This is a genomic window from Frankia sp. CgJB1 (genome assembly GCF_977947065.1).
On record NZ_CDWTNB010000027.1, the window covers coordinates 1 to 24783 of the forward strand.

Here is a 24783-nt window from a genome sequence, read left to right on the forward strand (position 1 = left end):
CCGGTGTCGGTCTCCAGGTCCTCGACCATGTCCAGGTTCGCGGTGATGTCGTCGCGAATCGCGGTGTGCGGGCAGCAGCCGGTCTCGACCGCGCGGATCCGTTCGGGATCGAGCACGCCGGCCCGGCGCAGGAAGTCGGCGTCCTCGGTGGTGTAGATGTCGTTCGTCACCACCCCGATGCGCAGGCTCGACGACAGGGCCCGGCACAGCGCGGCGACCAGGGCCGTCTTACCGCTGCCCACCGGGCCGCCGACCCCGATCCGCACCGGCTGGTCCCGCACCGGCCCGCCCGCCGCTTCTCTGGAACTCCTCATGCCCGAGGTGCATCGTCGCGCTTCTCCCGTTCGAGGGACCCGTCGGTGCTCACGCGGCATGCAGGGCCGGCAGCGCGACGCCGAGCTGGGCCCGTTCGAGGAACGCGCCCGGCCTGGCGGTGAGCTCGGCGGGGGAGGGCTCGGCGCCGGCGCGGACGAGCAGGTCACCCAACGCCGCGATCATCACGCCGTTGTCCGTGCACCGCCGACGGGCCGGTATCCGCAGCCGCAGGCCGGTCTGCTCGCAGCGGCTGGCCGCCAGCGCCCGCAGTCGGCTGTTCGCCGCGACCCCGCCGACGATGAGCAGGTCACCGATCCCGTGGTCGAGGCAGACACGGACCGCTTTGGCGGTGAGCACGTCGACGACCGCCTCCTGGAAGGAAGCGATCACATCGCCGGCCGGTATGGGGGAGTCGGGATGCGACTCGACCCGCCGGGCGACGGCGGTCTTCAGTCCCGAGAACGAGAAGGTGTAGGGCGCGTCCGCCCGGCCGGTCAGCGGCCGGGGGAAGGCCAGCGCCGTCGCATCGTGGCCGACCGCGGCCCGGTCGACCGCGGGACCGCCCGGATAGGGCAGGCCGAGCACCCGGGCGACCTTGTCGAAGCACTCTCCGGCCGCGTCGTCAAGCGTGTCGCCGAGGTGGATGATCGGGTCGCGGGCGAGGTCCCCCACCCGCAGTAGCGACGTGTGCCCGCCGGAGACGATCAGGGCAATGAGGGGATCGGGCAGCGGTTCGCCGTCGACGAGGTCCGCGGCGAGGTGACCGGCGAGATGGTGCACGCCGTAGAGGGGAACGTCGAGCGCCGTGGCGTACGCCTTCGCCGCGGCCACCCCGACGTGCAGGGCGGTGGCGAGGCCGGGGCCGGCGGTGACTGCGACGGCGCCGATGTCCGCCGCGGACAGCCCCGCCGAAGACAGCGCCGCGCGCACGCAGGGCACCAGCGCCTGCACGTGGGCCCGGGCGGCGATCTCGGGGACCACTCCGCCGTAGCGGGCGTGCTGGTCCATGCTCGTCGACAGGGCCTCGCCCAGCAGCGTGCCGTTCCGGACGAGCCCCACCCCGGTCTCGTCGCAGGACGTCTCGATGCCCAGCACGACCGGGCCCTGCTCCGGCGACATCCCCGCGGCCTCCTCGCGATAGTCGGTACCTGCGAGATTACGCCGGTGCGAGGCCCTCGCCGCGCCGCCCGCGGGCCCTCGTCACGCGGGTGCGAGGTCCCCGTCTACGGACGGGGCCCTCGCCGAACAGGCGCGGCACCGGCCGGCAAGGGCGGCGTGGTCGGGCTGCAGGGTGAACCCGACGGTGGTGGCGAGCCGGCGCGCGACGTCGTCGAGCAGGTCCGCGGGCACGTCGAGGATCGTGCCGCAGGAGCGGCACCGGACGTGCAGGTGGGCGCCGCCGGTGAGGGCCGCCGCCAGATGGTAGACGGCCGGCCCGTGGTCGGGGTGGACGTGGGTGACCAGGCCGAGGTCGCCGAGGGTCTCCACCGCGCGATAGACGGTGGTGCGGTGCAGGCCCGGGACGATCGTCTCCGCCCGGGCGAAGACGTCGTCGACGGACAGGTGCTCGCTCGTGTCGGCGAGCACCTGGAGCACCGCCCGGCGGGCTGGGGTGACCCGCTCCCCGCGGGCGCGCAACGCGGCGGTCCCGGCGGCGGACGGATCGCCACGCCGGCCGTCACGATCCGTCCGACTGTCCTTCACGATCCAGGTGTCCTTCACGATTCACGTGGCACAGTATCCCGCATGACCGTGCTCCCGATCCGCACTGTTGGTGATCCCGTTCTGCGCACTCCGACCACGCTGGTCACGGAGTTCGGCACTGCGCTCGGTCGGCTGGTCACCGACATGATCGACACCATGTACGACGCGCCCGGGGTGGGGCTCGCCGCCCCGCAGATCGGGGTCGGGCTGCGCCTGTTCGTCTTCGACGTCGACTACGACCCGCGTGACGAGTCGGTCCCACGGGTGCCACGGATGGTGGTGAACCCGGTGCTGGAACTCGGCCCGGACCCGGGGCAGCCTGGGGAGGCCCGGCAGCCCGGCGGGACCCAGCAGCACGACCCGGAGGGATGCCTGTCCGTCCCGGGGCTGCACTTCCCGACCACGCGGGCGCTGGCCGCGCGGGTCCGTGGGGTGGACGTTAGGGGGCAGCCGGTCGAGTACGCCGGTGAGGGCCTGCTTGCGCGCTGCTTCCAGCACGAGGTCGACCATCTCGACGGGATCCTCTACGTCGACCGGCTGACCGGGGAGGCGCGCCGTGCCGCCGTCCAGGCGCTGCGCGAGCCGCCGCCGACCCCGGAGCAGGCACGGGCGGCCGGCGAGTACCTGCGGTCGCGGCGCCGGTCGGGCCGGTGATGGTCAGGCGCCGGTCGGGTCGGGCCGGTGACGGCCAGGTATCGGTCGGGCCGGGCCGGGTGATGGTCAGGCACCGGTCGGGTCGCGCCGGGGACGGTCAACGGCGGTCGCCGGTCGCCCGACGGGCTATCTTGGTACCCGCCTCGTCCTCGAGGATGTCACCGGCGAGTGCCCGTCCTCGAGGTGTCCCATCCTGGAGATGCCCCGGTGAGTGAGGAGTGACTGCGGTGACCGAGGTCTCCGGCGGGCCGTACAAACGGCCGTTCCGGTTCAACATCCAGTGTTCCTCCCCCGCCGAGGTGAGCGCCCGGTCATGGGCCGACCTCGCCCGCCGGGTCGAGGATCTCGGCTACGCGACGTTGACCGTCTCCGACCATCTCGACGAGCAGGTCGCGCCGATCGCGGCGCTGATGGCCGCGGCCGACGCGACGACGACGCTGCGGATCGGCGCGATGGTGTTCAGCAACGACTACCGCCATCCGGTGGTGCTGGCCAAAGAGGCAGCGACCCTCGACGCGCTGTCCGGCGGACGGTTCGAACTCGGCCTCGGAGCCGGCTGGATGACCTCCGACTACTCCCGAGCCGGTCTGCCGCTCGACCCGCCGGGGGCGCGCATCGGCCGGCTTGCCGAGTCCCTCGCTGTCATCAAGGGGATGTTCGCCGACGGGCCGTTCACCTACAGCGGCACCCACTACCAGGTCGCCGGCCTGAACGGGACGCCGAAGCCGGTGCAGCGGCCCCACCCGCCGATCGTGATCGGTGGTGGCGGGCGCCGGCTGCTGACCCTCGCCGCCCGCGAGGCCGACATCATCGGGCTGAACATGAACATGGTCGGCGGAGTGATCGATGCCTCGCTCGGCGCCAACGCGACGACGGCGGCGACCGAGGAGAAGGTCCGCTGGATCCGGGAGGCCGCCGGCGCCCGTTGGGACGATCTCACCCTTCAGGTCCGCATCCACCTCGTCGTCGTCACCGACAACCGCACCCAGGTTGCCGAGCAGCTGGCCGCCGGGTTCGGGCTCACCTCCGAACAGGCGCTCGCGACCCCGCACGCGCTGTGCGGGTCGGTCGACGAGATCGTCGACGACCTCGTCGAGCGCCGCGAGCGTTTCGGCCTCAGCACGATCGGGGTCTCCCTGGACGCGTTGACCGCCATGGCGCCGGTCGTCGAACGCCTCGCCGGCACCTGAGCGGTCCGCCGCCCTCCCCCTTAGCCCTTCCCTGGAGTCGTCGTCCTCCGTCCCGTCCCTGTCGAGGAGCCATCGTTGGTCACGCACATGAAGTGGTGGGGCTGGGGCAAGGAGAGTGTCTCCTTCAGCCACAGTGACAAGCCCGACCTCGCGCCGTTCATCCGCACGCACATCGGGCTCGACATCACCCACCCGCCGGCCCAGCCACCGGCCTTCGCGGACCTGACGATCGCGGACCCCGTGCTGCCGGAGTCGCTGCGCGCCGCGCTCGTCGACGCCGCCGGTGCGGAGCACGTCACCACCGACGCACAGGCGCGGGTCGTGCACGCCTACGGCAAGAGCCTGCGAGACCTCGTCCGGGTTCGTAACCACGACCTCGGCCGGCTGCCCGACGTCGTCGTCTACCCGGGAGACGAGGGGGCGGTCCGGGCGGTGCTGGCCGCGGCGCTGGCCTCGGACGCGGTCGTCATCCCGTTCGGCGGCGGCACCAACATCTCCGGCAGTCTCGAGGCGCCGCGCGCTGAGACCCGCCCGGTGATCTCCGTCGACCTCGGCCGGCTCGACCGGGTGCTGGAGATCGACGCCGACGCCCGCCTCGCCCGCATCCAGGCCGGCGCCCTCGGCCCGGACCTGGAGGAGCAGCTGGCCGCGCAGAGCTGGACGCTCGGCCACTTCCCGGACAGCTTCGCCCACTCCACCCTCGGCGGCTGGATCGCCACCCGCTCGTCGGGCATGCAGTCCGACAAGTACGGCGATATCGCGGAGATCACCAGGGCGGTGCGGGTGGTGACCCCTGCCGGGGTACTCGTCACCCGGCCCGTGCCCAGCCAGTCGACCGGCCCGAGCGTGCGGGAGATGATTCTCGGCAGCGAGGGGCGGCTCGGGATCATCACCGAGGCCACCGTGCAGGTGCACCGGGTGCCCGAGCAGCGCGTGATCCTCGGCTACTTCTTCCCGACCTGGGACGCGGCACTGCTGGCCATGCGGGAGATCGCCGCGAGCGAGGCCGCGCCGACGGTTACCCGGGTCTCCGACGCCAACGAGACGCGGTTCTCCTTCGCCACCCGCAAGCGCGGCTCCCTGGCCTCGAGTCTCGTCTCGGCCGGTATGAAGCAGTACCTGCGCCGGGTCCGCAGGTACGACCTCGATCAGATGTGCCTGTCGTTCATTGGCTTCGAGGGTTCACCCGCGCACGTCAAGGCCCAGCGCAAGCTGGTCGGGGCGATCGTCGCGCGCCGGGGCGGGATCTGTGTCGGCACCGGCCCGGGGCAGCTCTACGACCAGAAGAAGTTCGACACCCCGTACATCCGGGACTTCCTGCTCGGCCAGGGCGCGATGGCCGACGTGTCGGAGACGTCGACGTCCTGGTCGCAGCTCGGCCCGCTGTACCGGGGGGTGGTCGCACGGGCGAACAAGGCGTTCGCCGAGATCGGCGTGACCGGTTGGATCATGTGCCACCTGTCGCACTCGTACCACTCCGGGGCCTGCCTGTACTTCACGTTCGCCTACGCCTCCCCGGTGACGCTGGAGGCGATCGGCGGGTACGACACGGTGAAGTCCGCGATCCAGCAAGGCTTCATCGAGCATGCCGGCACCCTGTCCCACCACCACGCGGTCGGTGTCGAGCATGCGCGCTGGCTCGCCGACGACATCTCACCAGCCGGCGTGCGCCTGCTCACGGCGCTGTTCGACGGCATCGACCCGGGCCGCAACCTCAACCCCGGCAAGATCGTCCCAGGGGTGGGCGCCGCCCCGGGCCCGGCAGCTACGGCGGGCCCGGATTCGGTGAGCACGGCCGGGTCCGATCCGCGCTGAGATGCGCACGATCCTCGTCATTGGCATCGGTGCCGGCGACCCCGACCAGCTGACGATCCAGGCCGTCAGGGCGCTGAACCGGGCCGACGTCTTCTTTGTCCTGGACAAGGGGGCGGCGAAGGAGGACCTGGTCCGGCTGCGGCGGGAGATCCTCGACCGGCACGTCGAGGGGAACGGCTACCGGATCGTCGAGGCCCGTGACCCGAGCCGCGACCGGTCCCCGACGGACTACACTGCCGCCGTCGAGGACTGGCATTCCCGCCGGGCCGCGCTGTACGAGCGGATGATGCTCGACGAGCTGGGCGAGGACGGCTGCGGGGCGTTCCTGGTCTGGGGTGATCCGTCGCTGTATGACAGCACGCTGCGCATCATCGACCGGATCGTGGCGCGGGGCGTGGTGCGGTTCGACTACGAGGTGATCCCGGGGATCACCAGCGTGCAGGCGCTCGCCGCCAGCCACCGGCTGATCCTGAACCGGATCGGCGGCCCGGTCGAGATCACGACCGGTCGCCGGCTCGCCGCCGGATTCCCGCCGGGGGTCGACGACGTCGTCGTCATGCTCGATGCCGAGAATACCTTCCTGGCCCTGCCTGCCGACGACGTCGACATCTACTGGGGCGCCTACCTCGGCACCCCGGACGAGGTCCTGCTGCACGGTCCGGTCGCCGAGGTCGGCGGACTGATCGAACGGACCCGCGCCGAGGCCCGCGAGCGTAAAGGCTGGATCATGGATACCTACCTGCTCCGCCGCCGTCCTGCCGTCTGACCTGTTCTGACTTGCTCTTGCCCTTGTCTTTCCAGAGGGATAAATCGGACACGAAAGGCTCTGGAAAGGCAAGGAGGGCGAGGAGGAAAGGTGATAGCGGCTTCTCGTCAATCTGAAGACCGGGCCGCCGATCAGGGCGGAGACGTCCGTCAGAAGTCCAGCCGGTAGAAGGCCGCCATCCGTCGCAGGGCGGGGGCCAGCGTCGCCACCGCGGCCATCACACGATAGCCCGCCGGCAGCGTCCCGGACCGGTCAAGGTCGAAAGCGCTCATGGCGGTCACGCACCGCAGCCGGGGGTCGATCGCCTCAAGTTCCGCGCAGCTGTCGATGCCCCAGGAGACGGTCGCCCCGGCGGCCTGGATCGTCTTGTTGAACCGCTGCATCCGGATACCGCGTCTGCTGAGGGCGTCGAAGACCAACTGGCCGCCGGGGGAGTGTTGGACGATCCGGCGGAGGACTGCCGTGCCTTCGTCCTCGCGGAGGTACATGGTCAGGCCTTCGGCGACCATCAGCACGGGAAGATCACTCGGTATCTGCGCCAGCCAGGACGGGTCGGTCACGGACGAGCCGAGCAGCGTGTAACCCTGACGCGGTGGGTACAGCCGCCGGCGTAGATCCATCACATTGGGGTAGTCCACGTCGAACCAGCGCACGCCGGGGCCGGGGTCGAGGCGGTAGGCGCGGGTGTCCAGGCCGCAGCCCAGGTGCAGCACGGTGGCTTTCGGATGCGTGGTGAGGAACTCGCGGGTCCACTCGTCGAAGTGCCTGGCCCTGAGCGCGACGAGGGCGTGTTCGCTGCGGCGCAGACCGGTTCTGGTGAAGTCAAAGTCGATCTTTTTGACGGCGTCCAGAGCCATGGTGTCGTGCAGGATGGGGTCAGCCGACCCGGCGTCCAGCGCTCTGCCGTACAGCGTCGCCAGCAGCGTCGCTTTCTCGCCCTGCAGGTGCGGCGTTGGCACGGGTGCCATGCTATGCCCGTGCTATGCCCGCGCTATGCCGGTCGTCCCGCGGGACGGCGCAATGCTGCAGCGGGACGCGCAATGCTGCAGGCTGGTTACGACTCTGCTTCACGGTACGGCCCGAATCCGGCGGCTGCACCCCCGACGGGGCAGACTAGGCGGCATGGCGAGTGCGTCCACGACCCCCCCCGACCGCACCGGTGGCCTGCGCCTGCCGGTGACCGCCCCGTCGGCGGAGGGCGAGGTGGTCGAGCTCTGTCGGGAGATGCTCCGCTTCGAGTCGGTTAACCGTGGCAACGGCGACGGCAACGAGCGTCCGATCGCGGAGTACGTCGCGGCGAAGCTCGCGGAGGTGGGCCTCGAGCCGACCCTGCTGGAGTCGGCTCCGGGCCGCACCAGCGTGGTGACCCGGCTGGAGGGGGCGGATCCCTCGCGTGCGCCGTTGCTCGTCCACGGTCATCTCGACGTGGTGCCGGCGGATGCCAGCGAGTGGCGCCTGCCGCCATTCGCTGGCGAGGAGGCCGACGGCTGCCTGTGGGGCCGGGGCGCGGTGGACATGAAGGACATGGACGCGATGACCCTCGCGGTCATCCGCGACATCGTCCGCACCGGCCGCAGGCCACCCCGGGACCTCGTCGTCGCCTTCGTCGCGGACGAGGAGGCCGGCGGTGCCCTCGGGGCGCGCTGGCTCGTCGAGAACCATCCCGACCTGTTCGCCGACTGCTCTGAGGCGATCAGCGAGGTCGGCGGGTTCTCCTACACCGTCTCCGACGACCTGCGCCTTTACCTCATCGAGACGGCGGAGAAGGGCATCGCCTGGATGAAGCTGACCGCGGCCGGCCGGGCCGGCCACGGTTCGATGATCAGCGATGACAACGCGGTGACGGCGCTGTGCGAGGCGGTGGCGAGGCTCGGCCGGCACACCTTCCCGCTGGTCATGACCCCGACGGTCCGGGTGTTCCTGAACTCCCTCGGGGAGGCGCTCGGCATCGAGTTCGACCTGGACGACCTGGAGGCGACCGTCGCGAAGCTCGGCCCGATCGCCCGGATGATCGGCGCTACGCTGCGTAACACCGCCAACCCGACCCAGCTCGAGGCCGGTCATAAGGTCAACGTGATCCCGGGCGAGGCCACCGCCTACGTCGATGGTCGCTATCTGCCCGGTCAGGAGGAGGAGTTCATCCGCCAGCTCGACGAGATTCTCGGGCCGGACATCCGTCGCGAATGGGTCGTCCACGACCAGGCGTTGGAGACCAGCTTCGACGGCGCGCTGGTGGAGGCGATGGCCACGTCGCTGCGCGCCGAGGACCCGATCGCCCGGGCCGTGCCCTACATGCTCTCCGGCGGTACGGACGCGAAGTCCTTCTCCCGGCTCGGCATCCGCTGCTTCGGGTTCTCCCCGTTGCTGCTGCCGCCCGACCTGGACTTCTCCGGCATGTTCCACGGGGTGGACGAACGGGTGCCGCTCGACTCGCTGCGTTTCGGCGTCCGCGTCCTCGACCACTTCCTGCACGCATCCTGACCCGGACCTCCTGACCCGAACCTGCCGGTACGGCTTGACGAGATGCCACCGTCCGCGCGCGGAGCACCATCCGCGTATGCGTCATCGTTAATGCATGACATGATGGGGGTATGGCTGGCGATCCGCTGTCCAGCATCGGCGTCGGAGCTCCGGTGGGCGTCGGAGTTCCGGTGGGCGCAGACGCGGACTACCCCCCGGCTACCTACGCCTATCTCGTGCAAGCCAGCCGGGACGGCAGTGTGTGGATCGCCGATCGGGCCGAGTCGTCCGGGGGCATCGAGGTCAGCGTGTTGTCCGCGCTGGAGGTCGCCCGGCAGGTTCTGCGTCGCCGGTTCGTGCAGCTGCGGGCCGACGACAGCGCCGATTGGCGCGATCACTGGTTCCGGGCCGACGTCTGGACGGTGGGGCGGCCCCGGCAGGCGGATACCGGCGACGCGGGAGCCGACGCCACCGGAGCCGACGCCCCCGGAGTCGAGGTGCCGGCCGGATGGGCATTGTCGGGACGGCATCTGCAGACCCGGGGGATCGCTCCGGACGTGGTCGAGGTGCGCACGCCCTCCCAGGTCCGTTGCCAGGTGGGCGGCTGTCAGGTGGGCAGATAACCGGCCAGGCCGCCGGGGCGCCGACGGCGGCGCAGCACCACCCGCCGGGAGCCATCCGGGAACAGCCGCAGGCGTTCGAGCTCCCAGTGGCCGAACTCGGCGTGCATCGTGAGGATCTGGACGGCTGCCCGGCAGTCCGTACCCGGCGGCAGGTACAGCCGCTGGTACTCCAGCTCTACTCCATCCAATGCGGCCTGACCTCGTGGTTGCGAGCGGAGGATGACCGGCTGCGCGTGGCGTGGTGCGGCGTGGGATGGCGACCGATCATCGTGCGGTCCCCCTCTACGTTAACCGTTTCGCCATCTTCTGGAAGGGCTTCTGGAAGCGCTCGCGAGATGATGCGGGCCCATGCGCCATGTACCCACCGACGCGCGGCCGGCGGTCAGGGCACGTAGGAGAGGGTGAAGGCCAGCGTCGCGTAGAGGGTCATCGCGGCCGTGGTGGCGGCGAGTGTGAACGTGAAGATCTCCCGCCGGCCGGTGACGAGCGTGGCGACCAGCAGGAACGGGAACGCCCCGTAGACGTACCGCTCGGCGGAGTCCAGGTTGCTGCCGGTCAGCACGGCCGCCAGGACCAGGGCGCTCCACACCGGGTACGACACCGGCAGCCGGCGCGCCATGACCACCAGCCCGACGAGCGCCAAGAGCAGCCACGGCACGTGCAGCGCCGTGCCCAGCTCGCCGGAAAAGGCGCCCCGCGCCGCGTCCCACAGCACTGCCAGCGGGTTCGAGCTGCTGCCGTGACGTGCCGCGTCGCGCTGCAGCGTGAACGGCGCCAGCCCGTCACCGTAGGAGTGCGCCGACCACAGCAGGTAGATGCCGGCGCCGGCCACCGGGGCGAGCACGGCGAGCAGCCGACGCAGCCCATCATGGGCGGTGAGTGTTCCAGCCGTAGGCGTGGTGGTCGGCGTGCCGGGGCTGGAGCTGGGGCTGGGGCCGAGCCGGCGGACGAGCGGCCAGGGCAGCCCCCGGGCCGCCTCGAGAAGTACCGGCACCGCGAGGACCAGACCGAGGGGGCGACACAGGCCGCCGAGCAGACCGGCCACGGCCGCCAGCTCCCAGCGCCCGCTGCGGGCACCGAGGAACACCGCCACGGCCAGCAGCCCGGCGAGTCCCTCGGCGTACCCCATGACCAGGACGAAGGCGGGCGGAGCCAGCGCGGCGAGCCAGATGAGCCGGGTGGTCGCCTCCGGGGCGAACCCCTCGAACCGGGCGAGCCCCACCAGCAGCAGCGCGAAGACCAACGCGCACACGTTGACCACGACCAGGAGCACGACACCGACGTGGGCGTCGGCCCCCGGCAGCTTCGACAACCCCCGCACGAGCAGCGGCAGCAAGGGAAAAAACCGGCGGCTCTCGGCCCCGGCGCCGCTGTACCCGACCTCGGCAATCGTCTGGTACCACCCGGCGTCCCAACCGAGCAGGTCGGTGGTGCTCAGCTGCGCGCCCTGCTGCCCGCGGGCATTGTCGGCGATATACCTGGTCAGCGCCAGCGCCGCACCGACCGCCAGCCGGGCCGCGAGCCAGGCGAGCACGACCTCGCGCAGCTGCCAGCGGTCCTCCCAGCGGGTGGCCGCATGCCGGCCGCCCATGCCGCCACCTACCCGATGATCATCCGGAAGGGCCTCGGTCGCGGTCAAGAGGCCCGGAACCGCAGCAGCGCGTAGTTCTCGTAGACCCTGGCCGGCAGACCCTGCTTCATGACCTCGTCCGCGAGTGGCCGGGCCTCCTGCAGGGTGGTGCGCACCACCGTGCACAGCTCCTCGTAGGTGCGGTACGACTCGGAACCGGCGAGGAAGACGGTGTGCTCCGGACCGGCCTCGGCGAGGGCGCGCCGGGCGATCGCGACCCCGTCGGCTGATTCGTTGCGCTGCTCGTAGTCGGCCCAGTCGACCCGGTCCGGCGGTGCGTAGGTCGGCACGACGTACACCTTCATCCAGTTCGGCACGGTACGGGCGAGGCCTGGTCCGAGCTGGTCCGGGCAGACCAGCATCACATCACCGGGCCGGGCGATCCGCTCGAGGACCTGCGTGGCCTCGGTGGCCTGGCTCCGCTCCCGGTGGATGTCGGAGGTCCCGGCGAGCAGACCGGTCAGGGCCGCGACGGCGACCACTCCGTGGAACACCCGCCGATCGGTGATGACTGTCGCGCCGAGCCCGATGACCAGCAGGAACGGCACGAAGGCGGTGGCGGTGTACCGGTCGGCCCAGGCGTTGCCGACCACCTTGCCCGCCGTCACCGCGACGACGAGCGTGCCGGTGGCCAGCAGGAACAGGGTCCGGCCCGGTTCGAGACCACGCAGGTCGAGAAGGATGAACCGGCCACCCGCGGGCCGGCCGGCGATGCCGGCGGCGGCGAGACCGGTGACCAGGAACAGCAACAGGCGACCCAGGGTCGTCGGGCCGCCGGCCCACTGGCCGTAGGCGTGGGAGATCGCGGCATAGCTGGCGGGCTCTCCCCAGGGGGTGCCGGTGTGGGTGAGCTGGTCGAAGAAGTCGGGCAGCCACGGGGCGAAGACCAGCCCGCCACCGACGATGCCGAGCAGCCCGAAGACCGGCCCCCGCCGCTGCGGGGTGAGGAAACGGGTCGGCGTCCGGTGACTGTGGGGGGCGCCCCGGCCCCGGCTTGCCGGGCTTCCCGGGCTTGCCGGGGCGGAACGGTACCCGGGTACACCCGCGCTACCCGGCACACCCGCGCTACCCGGCACACCCGCTGGGTCCGCCGCGCCCGCGCCCTCGCCGCGCCGGATCTGGCGCTTGACCCACCACGGACGGGCCACCAGCAGCAGGACCAGCCACGTTCCGACCGTGAGCAGCAGGTAGAGGCACCAGTAATGGGTCAGCGCCAGGCCTCCCGCGCAGAGCGCCAGGGCGATCGCCGATCTGATCGACGGTGCCCGCAGGACGCGTTCCAACGCCAGTCCACCCAACGCGGTGAGCAGCACGATGAGGCTGTACATCCGGGTCTCGGTCCCGAAGTACAACGCGAACGGCGACGTGAGGTACAGCACGACGCTGACCCGCGCCGCCCGCTCGCCGACCACGCGGCGGGCGAGCAGGAACAGCGGCCACGCCGCACCAATGTTGATCAGCGCGGACAGGGATCGGACCGCGAAGGTGCCCTCGCCGAACGCTTTGATCCAGCCGTGGAGCACCAGATAGTATAGCGGCGGTGAGCCGTCCTGTAGCAGGACGTCCCACATTGTGAAGGCCGACCCGCGCAGGGGCAGGCGGGCGATGGCGACGCTCTGCGCCTCGTCCAGCCAGAGTGCCTGGCTGGCGGTGAACCGCACGATCACCGAGACGGCGAGGAGTACCCCCACTACCGCGGTGAAGATCCGTCCCGTACGGCCGGATACGTTCCCGACCTGGTCGACCGGCTCGGGGAGTTGCTCCGCCGGCCGGACCGCGACATCCGTCACGGTCAGTCCCTTCCGTCCACATTGACCGGACTGCGACGGGCCGGCCGGTAGACGACCGGCCGGCCGGGCAGGGCCGCACTCGGTACCAGTCTCGCGTGGCGCGCCCCTACGCCTCGATGATGTCCCGGATGGGTGACAGGACGCGGCCCGTCCCGTCACCCATCCGCTCCGTACTCGGTAATACCGGGCCGTCCCCGGTCATGCCGGCTGGCCCCGGAAGCGGAGCGGGCGCCGGCGGTGAAACGCGCCCGACATTCCGGCGATGCCCGTGTGACGGCGTTCGAGTGGCGACACCCGTCGAATCTGTGCCCCGGATGAATCCGTCCCGGACAAACCCGTCCCGGATGAATCCGTGCCCCGGGCGAATCCTCCGTCAGGACCGGGCGGTGCCCCGGGCCGGCGACGAAACCTCCTCGTGGTAATCCTCGTCGACGTTGACCTCCCACACATCGTGCTTGGTGTCGTCGATGATGTTCTGGACCGTGAGCATCGCGGTGAGCATCGAGTGGTCCTGGTTGTTGTAACGGTGCATGCCGTTACGGCCGACCGGGTGGACGTTCGGCGTGTTCTCGGCCAGCCAGGCGCGGATGATATCGACGTTCTTCTTGTAGTGTATGTCGTAGTATGGATATGCCTTCGGCATGCGTACGACGAAACCCTGTTCCACCTGCTGGGCCCTGATCAGACCCAGTTCGACGAGTTCTTTCGTCCCGAGCGCGACCAGTTCCTCATCGGGGGCGTTCCAGGTCTCGTCACCCTCGAAGACGAAGTACTCCAGGCCGAGGCAGGTACGCCCGTCCTTGACCAGGAACGGCGACCAGGAGGCGAAGTTCTGGATCCGGCCGACCTTGACGGCGGGGGAGTGGATGTAGATCCAGTTGTCCGGAAAACCGGCCGAGGCCGGCACCACGAGGGCGATGGTGAGGAAGTCGCGGTACTTCAGCGCGTTCGCCGCCGCCAGCACGTGGGCCGGTGCCGGCGGGTCCATCACCCGGACGAGGGAGGAGAACGACATCGACGAGATAAATTCGTCGGCCTGGTACTGGTACTCGCTGCCGAGGTCGGAGCGCGAGGACTCCGGGGCACCGGCCCCCGGGCCGTACCCGCCGGTCACGGTCGTGGTGACGCCGGTCGCGCGGCCGTCGGCGTGGTGGATCTTGCGGACCTTCTCCTCGAAGACCACTCGGCCGCCCTGTTTAATGATCTTGTCGGTGGCGGTCTCCCACATCATTCCGGGCCCGTACTTGGGGTATTGGAACTCCTCGATGAGGGAGGTGATCTCCTTCTGGTTCCGCTTCGGTAGGACCGCGTTCACGATCGCGTTCATCATGGACAGGCTCTTGATGCGCTGCGCGGCCCAGTCCGAGGGCATCTCGCTGACCGGAACGCCCCACAGTTTCTCGGTGTAGGTCTTGAAGAAGGTGCGGTAGAGCCGCCAGCCGAAACGGGCCACCAGCCAGTTCTCGTAGTTGCTCTGGTCCTGCGGCGGCCGGATCCGGGCCGCAGCGTAGGAGGCCATGCAGCGCGCCGCCTCGACCAGGCCGAGCCCGCCGAGCGCGTTTCCGGCCTTGAGCGGGTAGTCGAAGAACTTCCCGTTGTAGTAGATGCGGCTCGATCGGGGGCGCAGCAGGAAGTCCTCGTCCGGCAGGATCTCGTGCCAGAGCTTCTCGACTTCGGGAACCTTGGTGAAGAAGCGGTGGCCGCCGATGTCGAAACGCCAACCTTCACGCTGGGCCGTACGGCTGATTCCGCCGACGACCGAGTCACCCTCGATAATCGTCACGGGGACGTCCCGTTTCACCAGCTCCCAACCGGCGGTCAGACCTGCCGGTCCGGCTCCGATGACGACTACCTCTGGCTTTTCGGTCACTGTGCAGGACCTCTCCTCAACACACACTCATGGTCACTCGGGTGGACGGACACCGGTGGTCACTCAGGTGGACGGACACCGGGCATCGCGCCACCGGGACGCCGGACCCCTGGGACCGGTCCCGGGTCGCAAGTGTTGCATGGCGCGAGCGGAGACCCGTCCGCACCCCCTCGACCCGACACCATGCGATGATCCGTGATACGTCCGCCCTATTTCCATAACGCGCGTCCGGGCCGCCTGATCGGGTGCGGCTCTGGCATCGTGCGCACATGGCATTGTCGATACCCGGTCAACGGGCACCGCAGACCTCGCCTCCCCCGGACGGACCGGTTCCTCCGGGGCGGGTGATGCCGGCGATCCTGGTCGGCTGGTGCGCGGTGGCCGGTGGCATCGCGGCCAAGGATGGTCGGTACGGCGCCTGGGCGCTGTCGAGTGTCCTGGTAGGTTTCGCGGCAGTGATCTTGGCGGTGGTGGTCGTGGCCGGCACCGCCGGCCCCGCCGCCGACGCCGGTACCGCCAGCACCGCCGTGGCCGTGCGCCCGCGTGGGTGGTTTGGGGCGTGGCTGCTCGTGGCGGTCATGATCGGCGTCGTGCCGCTCGTGCGCCGTCCCCGCTACTACGCCGTCGGCCGGTTCGCCACGGTGGCGGACGTGCTCGCGATCCTCGCGGGCCTGCTCGCCGCCGGGTCGATCCTGGTCATGCTGCACCGCGCCGGCCGGGGGCGCCGGATCGGCCGGGAGCCCCACCAGGGCCGGGGCCGGCTCGATGTGCTCGCCTCTCCGTGGGTGTTCTGGCTGGTCCTGGTCCTGGCCTGCGCGGCGGGCGTCGCCACGATCCGCGCCGCGCCGACGCCCCGCATCGACGTCTTCCACCTGCTCCAGGTCTCCACGGCCGGCCTGCCGCACGGGGCCGACATGTACCGGCAGCAGTGGGCGCCGAGCCGGGCCGAGTACCCGGTCGACGGCTTGTTCGACGTCTACCCCTATCTACCGGTCACGTCCGTGCTCCTGGCTCCCTTCCGGCTTCTGCTCGGTGACGTCCGTTACGGCCTGCTGCTGGCCCTGGCGGTGGCGGCGGTCCTGATCCGCGCGGTCGCGGGCGCGGGAAGGGCACCCGGGGGAAGGGCACCTGCGGCGCCGGCGGTGGCCGCGCTGCCGTTGCTGGTCGTCGTGTTCCCCGAGTCGATGTACGCCCTGCAGCAGTCCTGGACCGAGCCGTTGCTCGTGGCGTGCCTGGCGGCGACGGTGTGGGCGTCGACGAGCGGGCGGGGACGGGTGGCGGTCGTCGCGTTCGCGCTCGCCCTGGCGACCAAACAGCACGTCGTGCTGCTGATCCCCATGGCGGCGGGCTACCCCGCGTTCGGGCCCCGCCGGACGGCCGCGGCCGCGGCCGTGGCGGCGCTCCTCGTCGCCCCCTGGGTGGTGGCCGGTCCCCGGGACTTCCTTGACGACGCGGTCTGGACGAACCTCCACTACGAGGTGCTCGCCCACTCGCTGTCCCTGCCGGGCCTGGCGTCGCATTTCGGGGTCACGCTCGGATTCGGCTTGACTGCGGTCGCCCTCCTCGGTGCCTACACGGCGGCCTGGCGGGCCCGCGGGGACGCCACCGGGTTCTGCCTGGGGGCCGCGTTGGTCCTGCTCACCCTGAACCTGATGAACAAGCAGACCTTCTTCAACCACTACACGTTGCCGATGGGTCTGCTCGTGCTGGCCGTCGCGGCCCTCGCCGTCGACGACCCCGCCCGCGCGGGCGGTCAGCGCAGCGTGGAGAACCGTTCCAGCGACGCGCCCTCGTACAGGTTGCGCCGCTCGACCTGTACGGTGCGGTCGCGCAGCGTGGCGAGCTGGTCGGACAGCACGGCGCAGGCGCCCTCCAGGAACCGGTAACCGTCCGCGCGGACGAGCAGCACGGCGTGGCCGGGGCCGGCCAGTTCGTTGACCTCGGCCGCGAAGCTGGTGCCGTTCGCCCGTTTCATCCGGTCGGCGTAGTCGACCCAGTCGATGAGCGCCGGGTCGGAACTGTCTGCATACACGATCTCCCGTACCGTGACCTCGCCGTGCCGTTCGATTGCCCGGTGCACGGCCGGGCCGAGCTGGTCCGGGCAGTAGGCGACCACGTCTCCCGGCCGGGCCAGCGCGACGATCCGGTCCGCGATCTCCCCGGCCTGGGTGCGTTCGGTCCGGGCGAGCTGCCACCCGCCGAGCAGGCCGCTGAGCGAGGCGACGACCAGTACCCCGGCCCGCACATGCCGGCCCGGCAGCTGGGCGATGCCGAGGGAGGCGAGCAGCAGGCAGGCCGGCAGGGCGATGCCGGTGTAGCGCTCGGCGTAGGCGCTGCCGCCGAACATGTTCACGAAGTAGGCCAGGACGAGGGGGACCAGCCAGATCGCGGCCAGGTAACGGCCCGGCACCCGGCCGGAGAGCTTGACCGCGAGCTCCCGCCCGTCCGGACGCGCGGTCAGGCCGATGAGCGCGCCCCCGAGCAGCACGATGCCGAGCAGCGCACCCGTGGAGGTCGGACCGGCCCAGTCGAAGACCGTGTCCAGTAGCACCTGGGCCTGCACCTTGGGCGCCCAGGGCGTTCCGGTGTGCAGCATTTGGAACAGGAACGACGGCATCCACGGCGCGAACAGCGCGGCGGAGGCCGCCATCGCGGCGAAGGCCCGCAGGGTCACCTGCCGGTACTGGGGCCGCCGCCGGGCCTGCAGCAGCATGAACGCCGCCACGGTGAAGATCAGCAAGAACGTCCAGTAGTGGGTGTAGACGAGGGCGGTGGTCGCCAGCGTCAGCATCGCCAGCCGGGCCGGCTCGGAGCGTTCCAGCGCCCGCACGGTCGCGAGCCCGAACACCAGCACCAACAGGACGACCAGCGAGTACATCCGCGTCTCGCTGCCGTAGCGGATCGCGTAGGGAGAGCAGGCGAACATCAGCAGAGTCGCCAGGCTCACCCAGGCGTCGGCGTCACGGCCACCGTTCCCGGCCTGGGAGGCCGTCCGGCCCACCCGCCGCCCGGCCAGCCACGCCACCGGCAGCGTCGCCAGCGACAGCACCCCGGACAACGCCCGCACGGCGACGTCCCCGTCGCCGAACACCGCGATCCAAGCGTGCAGCAGCAGATAATACAGCGGCGGTGAGCCGTCGTGCCGCAGTGCGTCGAGCAGCTGTGGGACGGGGCGCGAGGCGATGGCGACCGTCAACGACTCGTCGAGCCACAGATGGCTGGGGGTGGCGAACCGCATCAGCGCGCCGGCGGCGACGGCGAGTATGACGGCGACTACCAGCAGCTGCGGGCTGGCCGCCGCGATCCGCGCCACGGCGGTGGTCGTGCACGCGGTTCCGGGCGTGATGACCGTCCCGGGCGTGACACCGGCTGTGGCACTGTTCGCGGCTGCGGCCACGACCGCGGTCACGGTCGCGGTCACGTCCACCGGCGCCTGGGGGCGGCGGGGACCCGAGAGCACCGCCGGCCCGGATCCGGCGTCCTGGCCGGCGGTTGGACTCCCGGATGCGTCTACGTTCACCATGCCCCCTCGTCTGCCACGATCTTGCCTCCCGTCAGAGAACCGCCTTCCGCCGGGTGGCCGCAGTCGCCTGCTGGCGGGGATGTACGCCCCGACGTTTCAGACTGTCATCCGTTCGTCGCCGTCCCGTACGCGGGCTGCCTCCCCAGCCGTCGCGCCGCCCGCCCGCCGCGCGCCGGACCCGCCGTCGGGCCTGTCGTCCGGCCCCCCGTCGGGATCGTCGTCGGGATCGTCGAAGCCGCCGGCGGTCTGCCCGGCGAGCAGAGCCGGGAGCAGCGTCGTACGGCGCCGTCCGCCCGAGCTCCGCACGGCGTTGCGGATGGCCGGGCCGTTCACGGCCACAATCGACAGGTGGGCCTGCGCCCGGGTCAGCGCCGTGTAGATCAGCGGACGGGTGAGCATCCGGCCGGCCTCCGGCGGGAACACGGCGACGACGGCGGGCCACTCGCTGCCCTGCGCGCGGTGCACTGTCACCGCCCAGCCGTGCCGCAGATCACCGAGCACACCAGCGGGCACCTCGACGACGCCGCCGGGGAACGCGACCCGCAGCGCACCGCGTTCGCCCAGCGCGACGATGGTGCCGATCTCGCCGTTGGCGAATCCGACGTCGATATGGTTCGCCGTGGCCACCACACGGTCCCCGATGTCGAACCCGGAGACGGCGCCGCCGCCCGGGTTCAGCGTGCCCTTCAACGCGGTGTTGAGCGCCGTGGTGCCCGCCGGACCGGCGTGCACCGGGGTCACGACCTGGATGTCTGCGACGGGAATGCCGAGCGCGCGGGGGATGGAGTTGGTGACGAGCTGGACGGTGCGATGCGTCGCCTCGCCGGAGCTGCCGGACGGCACCACCACGACCTCCCGGCCAGGCCCCGGTGGTGGCGGTGGCAGCTCCCCGCCGCGCACCGCGGCGGCCATCGTCGCGATGGCGCCGCCGTCGGCCTGCCGGTACAACCGCCGCAGCTCGGTCACCGGGACCTCACCGGACTCGAGCAGGTCGGCGAGGATCTGCCCCGGTCCGATGCTCGGTAGCTGGGCCGGGTCCCCGACGAACATCAGGTGCGTACCGTCCGCGCAGGCGTCGAGCAGCGCGGCGGCGAGCTCCGCGTCGAGCATCGACGCCTCGTCGACGACGACGAGGTCGGCGTCGATCGGGTTGTGCTCGCCGCGCGCGAACCCGCTGCCGCGCCCTTGAGCCTGCAACAGCCGGTGCAGGGTGCTCGCCGGCGCCCCGCACAGCTCCTCGAGGCGTTTGGCAGCCCGTCCGGTCGGCGCGGCCAGTGCGACGACCGCCTTGACCGCCCAGGCCAGTCGTACGACGGCCGCGACCGTGCGGCTCTTGCCCGTTCCCGGCCCACCGGTGAGCACGCTGACGCCGGACTCCAGCGCGGCGCGCGCCGCCGCGAGCTGGCTCTCGTCCAGCCCGGTCACTACCTCGTCGTTGCTCCCGTTCCCCCCCTCGTCCTTGTCGTCGTTCTTGTCGTTCTTGTTGTCGTCGAACGCCAGCGCCGTCGGAGGCGGGGCGGTGGCGGCCCGTGCGGACACGGCACGCCCGGCCGGATCGTCGTCGCCGACGGATCCGGACCCGTCGTACCCGGACCCGTCATCGGGTCGGCGGCGGGCTCTGAGGGCGCCTGCGCGCAGCGGCTCGGCGGTCGCCATCAGCCGTTCGATGCCGTCCGCGACGGACTGCTCGGCCATCGCATGCCGCTCCAGCGCGATCCGGTCGCCGACGGCGATGATCCGCCCGTCGTCGAGCGCCGCGGTCAGCGCCGCGGTCGGATCGGCCACCCCCTCGCGCGCGGCGGCACGCAGCACCGCCTGCACGGGGCCCGCGGTGTCCCCCGCCCGGGAGGCGGCCCGGCCGAGCAGATGGGTGAGTACCGCCGGGCCCCGGCGCGGATCGTCGCGCTGCAGACCGCGGCGGCGGGCGAACCGGTCGGCCTGGGCGATCTCGGTGTCGGCGGCGGTCAGCAGCATCCACGGATCGGCCCGCAGGAGGTCGGCGGGCGCGGGTCCCAGCAGGTCGGTCACCCCGCGCGCGAGCCGGGCCGGAAGATCCGCGGCGACGAGCAGTTCGACGACCGCGTACGTGCCCGCCACGGCGCGGAAGCTGTCGGCGAGCCGCCGGGCCCGCGGTCCGGTGACCCCCTCGACGGTGCCCAACCGGCCGACGTCGACGTGGTCGGGCCGGGTGATCCCGGCCGCGGGTAGCCGGCCGGCCGTCGTGCGGCCCAGCCCCGGCCATAGCCCCGCCCCGCAGAACGCGGCGAAGACCTCCTCGGGGTCCGCTGGCTGCGGGTCCGCTCGTGCCTGCGGGCCGACCGCGTCAGGCTCCGAGGCGGAAGCGGTCGTGTACTCGTCCGGCATGCCGGGAAGCGTAACGACGAACCGTTCCGCCGCTGTTGTAGCCCGCTGGGTAGCGTGGTATCCGGGACGGCTGTCTGGCGGCATGGCTGTATGAAGGCGATGTCGCGCGTTTCGACCGATGCGCGTCCGGGTTCACCCGCGCGTCCGGCCCGGCGGAGACAGTGAGCGTCGGCAACAGTGAGCGTCAGCAACAGAAGGGACGGACCGGTTGACCACAGTCCTGCTGGTCCGCCACGGCCTGACCGCCGTGACCGGCAAGATCCTGCTTGGTTGGACGCCCGGCGTGGGGTTGGACGACCGTGGCCGCCGCCAGGCGTCGGACCTGGCGCGACGCCTCGCCGACATCCCGCTGGCGGCGATCGTCAGCAGCCCGCTCGACCGCTGCCGCCAGACGGCCGCGATGATCGCCGGACGCCGTCCGGTCAGCGAGGCCAGCCTGGACGGCACGCAGCAGGTCGAGATCGACGAGCGGCTCGGTGAGTGCCGGTACGGTGACTGGACCGGGCAGGAACTGGTGACCCTGGCGAAGGATCCGCTCTGGGCGGTGGTGCAGAGCCATCCCAGTGCGGTCGTCTTCCCCGGTCCCGAGGGTGAGGCACTACGGGACACGCAGGCCCGTGGGGTGAGCGCCGTGCGGGAGTGGAACGAGCGGCTGGGCCCAGACGCCACCTGGCTGCTGTGCTCGCACGGCGATGTGATCCGCACGGTGGTCGCCGACGCCTTGGGCATGCATCTGGACATGTACCACCGGATCACCGTCGATCCCTGTTCCCTGACCGTGATCCGCTACAACGAGCGCCGCCCCTTCGTCCGGCGCATCAACGACACCGGCGGGGACGTCGTCGAGCTCCTCCCGCCACCCCGGGCCGAGGGCTCCGCTGGGGCCGTCGGCGCCGCGGCGTCGTCTCCCGGGTCCCGGAAGTCCTTGGAGTCGCCGGGGTCGCCGGGGTCTTCGAAGTCCCCGGGGTCGCCGGGGTCCAGTGGGCTCGACGTGGACGAGGTGATCGGTGGCGGTGCCGGCGGTTTCCGTCCCAGCGCCGGTGGTGGAACGGGCTGATCGGGCATGCCGCGCCGGATACACGTCTTCGACCCGCCGCAGCGGTTCGTCGTGGGCACCGTAGGCCTTCCCGGTGCCCGATCGTTCTATCTGCAGGCCCGCGACGGGGCGCGGGTCGTCACCGTCGCGGTGGAGAAGGCTCAGGTCGCCTTGCTCGCCGAACAGCTGACCGAGCTGCTCGACGAGTTGGGCCGCCGTGGCGCGACGCCGCCGCCCGAGCCCGCCCCGGCCGACCCCGACCTGTCACCGCTCGATCTGCCGATCGACGAGGAGTTCCAGGCCGCGACGATCGCGCTCGGCTGGGATCCGCGTGGCGGACGGGTCGTCATCGAGGCGCAGGCGACGGGCGTGACCGACCCGGTCGTCGGATTCTCCGATGATCCCGACGGGCCGGACGCCGTCCGGGTCCTGCTGGAGTCCGAGCAGGCGCGCTCGTTCGTGCGGCGCGCGGCGCGGGTCCTGGCCGCGGGCCGGTCCTCCTGCCCGTTGTGCGGGCAGCCGTTGGACGACGGTCACGTCTGCCCGCGCCAGAACGGTCACCTGCGCTGATGCGGCCGGCGAGGGGCGCCGGGCCCGGCCGCCGCGGGTGCGCGGTCCGTGGTAGCGGTGCGGTCCATGGCGGGGGTACGGTCCGTGGTAGCGGTGCGGTCCGGTCGGCCTGGCGGTGTGGGAGAGATGTCGCTCACCGTCCGGTCCGGTGACATCACCCTGCCGGACCGGACAGACTGAGATAATGGGCGTTTCCGCGGCGAGTTCCACCCCGGGGTGGCGACCGCCACTGCATCCGATCGACGGGGGCGGCCTCGACGCCCCCGCCGCCCTCGACCTCCTTCGCCGCGGTGACCTCGAGATCACCGCCCGGCTGGTCGACGCGAGCAACACGACGCTCTGCTGCGACATCTGCGCTGACGGGGTGACCGGCCGCTGCGTCTACAAGCCGGTCCGCGGCGAACGCGCCCTGTGGGACTTCCCGGACGGCACCCTCGCCGCCCGCGAGCTGGCCGCCTACGAGGTCTCCGAGCAGCTCGGGCTTGGCATCGTCCCGCCTACCATTCTGCGTGACGGCCCGTTCGGCGAGGGCATGGTGCAGCTGTGGATCGATACCGACGTCACCGTGGACCTGGTGGCGCTGACCCGGTCCGACGACTCCCAGCTGCGCCGGATCGCCCTGTTCGACGCCGTCATCAACAACGCCGACCGCAAGGGTGGGCACCTGCTGCCGGCGCCCTCCGGCCGAATTCACGGCATCGATCACGGTGTGACCTTCCACACCGACGGCAAGCTGCGCACCCTGCTGTGGACCTGGCGGGGCAGGTGGCTCGATGCCGAGGAGACCGCCTTGCTCGACGACCTGCGTGAGGCGCTCGCGGCCCCCTTCCGGGACCGGCTCGAGGAGTTGCTTACGGTCACCGAGGTCGACGCCTTCACCATGCGGGTCGACGGGCTTCTGGCCAAGGGCCGGTTCCCGTTGCCCTCGGAGGACTGGCCGGCGATTCCCTGGCCGCCGTTCTGAGCGGGTTCTGGTTCTGAACGGGTTCTGGTTCTGGGCGGGTCAACCAGTGCGGGTACAGGTGCGGGAGAACATGAGATGTCACCGTAGGTGATCCGGGGTGGATCGGTTTGGGATGCCGTCGGTTACGTTGCGGTTACTTTCCCCGTGCCCGCCGGAGAGTCGGTTCGCGGTTACTCTGACACGCATGCAGGCGTGGCAATCTCCTCCGATACGTTTTCTTCCCGGTCACGGGAAGCCACTGAGGATCTTCGATACGGCCACGTCGAGCGTACGCGAGTTGGCGCCGGCCGCCACAGCAAGGCTGTACGTCTGTGGCATCACGCCCTATAATGCGACGCATCTGGGGCATGCCTTCACCTACCTCACCTACGACCTCGCGCAGCGTGTGCTGCGAGACGCCGGGCATCACGTCCACTATGTACAGAACGTAACGGATGTCGATGACCCGTTGCTTGAGCGAGCCACCCGTGACGGGCTGGACTGGCGGGCCCTCGCCGACCGGGAGATCGATCTGTTCCGCGAGGACATGACCGCACTGCGGATGCTGGCGCCGGACGCCTACGTCGGGGTGGTCGAGGCCATCCCGATGATTGTCGACATGGTGGCGGAGCTCGTCGACCGGGGCGCGGCCTACCAGGTCGACGACGACCTGTACTTCTCGATCGCCACCGCACCCGCCTTCGGGGAGATCTCGCGTCTCAGCCGGGCCGAGATGCTGGCGATCTGCGCCGAGCGCGGGGGTGACCCGCGCCGCACCGGCAAGAAGGACCCCCTCGATCCGCTGCTGTGGCGCGCACACCGCCCCGGCGAGCCGTCCTGGCCCTCGCCGTTCGGCTCCGGCCGGCCCGGCTGGCACATCGAGTGCGCCGCCATCGCCCGCCACTATCTCGGCGGGGTCATCGACATCCAGGGTGGCGGGACCGACCTGAGCTTTCCGCACCACGAGTGCAGCGCGGCGCATGCCGAGGTCGCCGCCGGCATCCAGCCGTTCGCCCGCAGCTACGTGCACACCGCGATGGTGAGCCTCGACGGCCACAAGATGTCGAAGTCGCGGGGCAACCTGGAGTTCGTCTCCCGGCTGCGCCGGGCCGGGGTGGATCCGGCGGCCCTGCGTCTGGCCCTGCTCGATCACCGGCACACCGAGGACTGGGAGTGGACGCCGGGCCTGCTCGACGACGCTGTGGACCGGATGAACCGGTGGCGGGCCGCCGTCGCCCTGCCCACCGGGCCCGACGCCATGGGACTGCTCGCCGCCGTGCGTGAGCGGCTCGCCGACGACCTTGACGCCCCGGGTGCCGTCGCCGCGGTGGACGCCTGGGCCGGCGCCGCGCTCGCTGATGCGGGCGGCTCCGCCGATGCGGGCCCGGATCCCACCAGTCCGGGGGGCCCGGTTCGCGGTTCTGGCGGTGACGTGCCCGCCTGGGGGGAGGCGCCCGCACTTGTGCGGCGTCTCGTTGACACACTGCTGGGTGTAGACCTTGAACCCGTCAGACCCAGAGGGAGCTGAGG

General features: G+C 71.4%; 20 protein-coding genes and 1 pseudogene. 11 read left to right on the forward strand and 10 right to left on the reverse strand.

The annotated features are described in order from the left end of the window. The 3 genes from AC08OT_RS05310 to AC08OT_RS05320 all read right to left on the reverse strand — a co-directional run. The coding region (locus tag AC08OT_RS05310; RefSeq protein WP_476602579.1) for a GTP-binding protein at positions 1 to 314 on the reverse strand (314 nt) is incomplete at its 3' end. A gap of 49 nt (positions 315 to 363) precedes the next feature. Beyond that, positions 364 to 1434: a tRNA (adenosine(37)-N6)-threonylcarbamoyltransferase complex transferase subunit TsaD gene (tsaD, locus tag AC08OT_RS05315; protein ID WP_476591966.1), complete on the reverse strand. Its 1071-nt coding sequence runs from the start codon at positions 1432 to 1434 to the stop codon at positions 364 to 366. Positions 1435 to 1515: 81 nt separating this feature from the next. Continuing rightward, positions 1516 to 2019: a Fur family transcriptional regulator gene (locus AC08OT_RS05320; RefSeq protein WP_476602580.1), complete on the reverse strand. Its 504-nt coding sequence runs from the start codon at positions 2017 to 2019 to the stop codon at positions 1516 to 1518. 42 nt (positions 2020 to 2061) lie between these two features. On the opposite strand from AC08OT_RS05320, the gene def reads away from it, so the two are divergent. The 4 genes from def to cobF all read left to right on the forward strand — a co-directional run bounded on the left by def (position 2062) and on the right by cobF (position 6444). Next, a complete protein-coding gene (gene def / locus AC08OT_RS05325; protein ID WP_476591967.1) occupies positions 2062 to 2673 on the forward strand; it encodes a peptide deformylase in 612 nt (203 codons plus the stop codon). Between the two features lie 227 nt (positions 2674 to 2900). Beyond that, the gene (locus AC08OT_RS05330) at positions 2901 to 3863 is read left to right on the forward strand and encodes an LLM class F420-dependent oxidoreductase (protein ID WP_476591968.1); all 963 of its coding nucleotides are present in this window, start codon (positions 2901 to 2903) and stop codon (positions 3861 to 3863) included. A gap of 75 nt (positions 3864 to 3938) precedes the next feature. Then, on the forward strand, positions 3939 to 5678 hold the full coding sequence (locus AC08OT_RS05335) for an FAD-binding oxidoreductase (RefSeq protein WP_476591969.1): 1740 nt from the start codon (positions 3939 to 3941) through the stop codon (positions 5676 to 5678). Position 5679: 1 nt separating this feature from the next. Continuing rightward, positions 5680 to 6444: a precorrin-6A synthase (deacetylating) gene (gene cobF, locus AC08OT_RS05340; RefSeq protein ID WP_476591970.1), complete on the forward strand. Its 765-nt coding sequence runs from the start codon at positions 5680 to 5682 to the stop codon at positions 6442 to 6444. Positions 6445 to 6593: 149 nt separating this feature from the next. Here the strand turns inward: cobF and AC08OT_RS05345 are convergent, their stop codons facing one another. After that, the gene (locus AC08OT_RS05345; protein WP_476591971.1) at positions 6594 to 7403 is read right to left on the reverse strand and encodes a class I SAM-dependent methyltransferase; all 810 of its coding nucleotides are present in this window, start codon (positions 7401 to 7403) and stop codon (positions 6594 to 6596) included. A gap of 163 nt (positions 7404 to 7566) precedes the next feature. Here AC08OT_RS05345 and AC08OT_RS05350 point away from each other — a divergent pair, with 163 nt between their 5' ends. After that, a complete protein-coding gene (locus tag AC08OT_RS05350) occupies positions 7567 to 8925 on the forward strand; it encodes a M20/M25/M40 family metallo-hydrolase (protein ID WP_476595006.1) in 1359 nt (452 codons plus the stop codon). 170 nt (positions 8926 to 9095) lie between these two features. Then, on the forward strand, positions 9096 to 9527 hold the full coding sequence (locus AC08OT_RS05355) for a hypothetical protein (RefSeq protein WP_476602581.1): 432 nt from the start codon (positions 9096 to 9098) through the stop codon (positions 9525 to 9527). Here AC08OT_RS05355 and AC08OT_RS05360 read toward each other — a convergent pair. From AC08OT_RS05360 to AC08OT_RS05375, 4 genes are all read right to left on the reverse strand, one after another. After that, a complete protein-coding gene (locus tag AC08OT_RS05360; RefSeq protein ID WP_476591974.1) occupies positions 9512 to 9715 on the reverse strand; it encodes a DUF5703 family protein in 204 nt (67 codons plus the stop codon). The two genes, AC08OT_RS05355 and AC08OT_RS05360, sit on opposite strands and share 16 nt — an antisense overlap. A 194-nt stretch (positions 9716 to 9909) precedes the next feature. Next, positions 9910 to 11118: a hypothetical protein gene (locus AC08OT_RS05365; protein ID WP_476591975.1), complete on the reverse strand. Its 1209-nt coding sequence runs from the start codon at positions 11116 to 11118 to the stop codon at positions 9910 to 9912. A gap of 44 nt (positions 11119 to 11162) precedes the next feature. Continuing rightward, positions 11163 to 12947 carry a glycosyltransferase family 39 protein gene (locus AC08OT_RS05370; protein WP_476591976.1) on the reverse strand — a complete coding sequence of 595 codons (1785 nt, stop codon included), beginning with the start codon at positions 12945 to 12947 and terminating at the stop codon, positions 11163 to 11165. Between the two features lie 373 nt (positions 12948 to 13320). Then, positions 13321 to 14817, reverse strand: a complete 1497-nt coding sequence (locus tag AC08OT_RS05375) for an NAD(P)/FAD-dependent oxidoreductase (protein ID WP_476591977.1) — start codon at positions 14815 to 14817, stop codon at positions 13321 to 13323. 347 nt (positions 14818 to 15164) lie between these two features. On the opposite strand from AC08OT_RS05375, the pseudogene AC08OT_RS05380 reads away from it, so the two are divergent. After that, positions 15165 to 16610 (forward strand): annotated as a pseudogene (locus AC08OT_RS05380) (glycosyltransferase 87 family protein); the annotation flags it as partial. Here the strand turns inward: AC08OT_RS05380 and AC08OT_RS05385 are convergent. Further along, entirely contained in the window at positions 16571 to 18340 is a 1770-nt protein-coding gene (locus tag AC08OT_RS05385) for a glycosyltransferase family 39 protein (protein WP_476591978.1), read from the reverse strand. The pseudogene AC08OT_RS05380 and the gene AC08OT_RS05385 sit on opposite strands and share 40 nt — an antisense overlap. A 96-nt stretch (positions 18341 to 18436) precedes the next feature. Beyond that, a complete protein-coding gene (locus tag AC08OT_RS05390; protein ID WP_476602584.1) occupies positions 18437 to 20704 on the reverse strand; it encodes an ATP-dependent DNA helicase in 2268 nt (755 codons plus the stop codon). Positions 20705 to 20912: 208 nt separating this feature from the next. On the opposite strand from AC08OT_RS05390, the gene AC08OT_RS05395 reads away from it, so the two are divergent. The 4 genes from AC08OT_RS05395 (at position 20913) to mshC (ending at position 24781) form a co-directional block, all read left to right on the forward strand. Further along, positions 20913 to 21761 (forward strand): histidine phosphatase family protein, encoded by an 849-nt coding sequence (locus AC08OT_RS05395; protein ID WP_476591979.1) that lies wholly within the window; start codon positions 20913 to 20915, stop codon positions 21759 to 21761. Positions 21762 to 21767: 6 nt separating this feature from the next. After that, a complete protein-coding gene (locus AC08OT_RS05400; RefSeq protein WP_476591980.1) occupies positions 21768 to 22310 on the forward strand; it encodes a DUF3090 domain-containing protein in 543 nt (180 codons plus the stop codon). 184 nt (positions 22311 to 22494) lie between these two features. Next, on the forward strand, positions 22495 to 23274 hold the full coding sequence (locus AC08OT_RS05405; RefSeq protein ID WP_476591981.1) for an SCO1664 family protein: 780 nt from the start codon (positions 22495 to 22497) through the stop codon (positions 23272 to 23274). A gap of 112 nt (positions 23275 to 23386) precedes the next feature. Further along, complete coding sequence (mshC, locus tag AC08OT_RS05410; RefSeq protein WP_476595013.1) at positions 23387 to 24781, forward strand: cysteine--1-D-myo-inosityl 2-amino-2-deoxy-alpha-D-glucopyranoside ligase; 1395 nt, start codon at positions 23387 to 23389, stop codon at positions 24779 to 24781. Positions 24782 to 24783 lie beyond the last annotated feature (2 nt).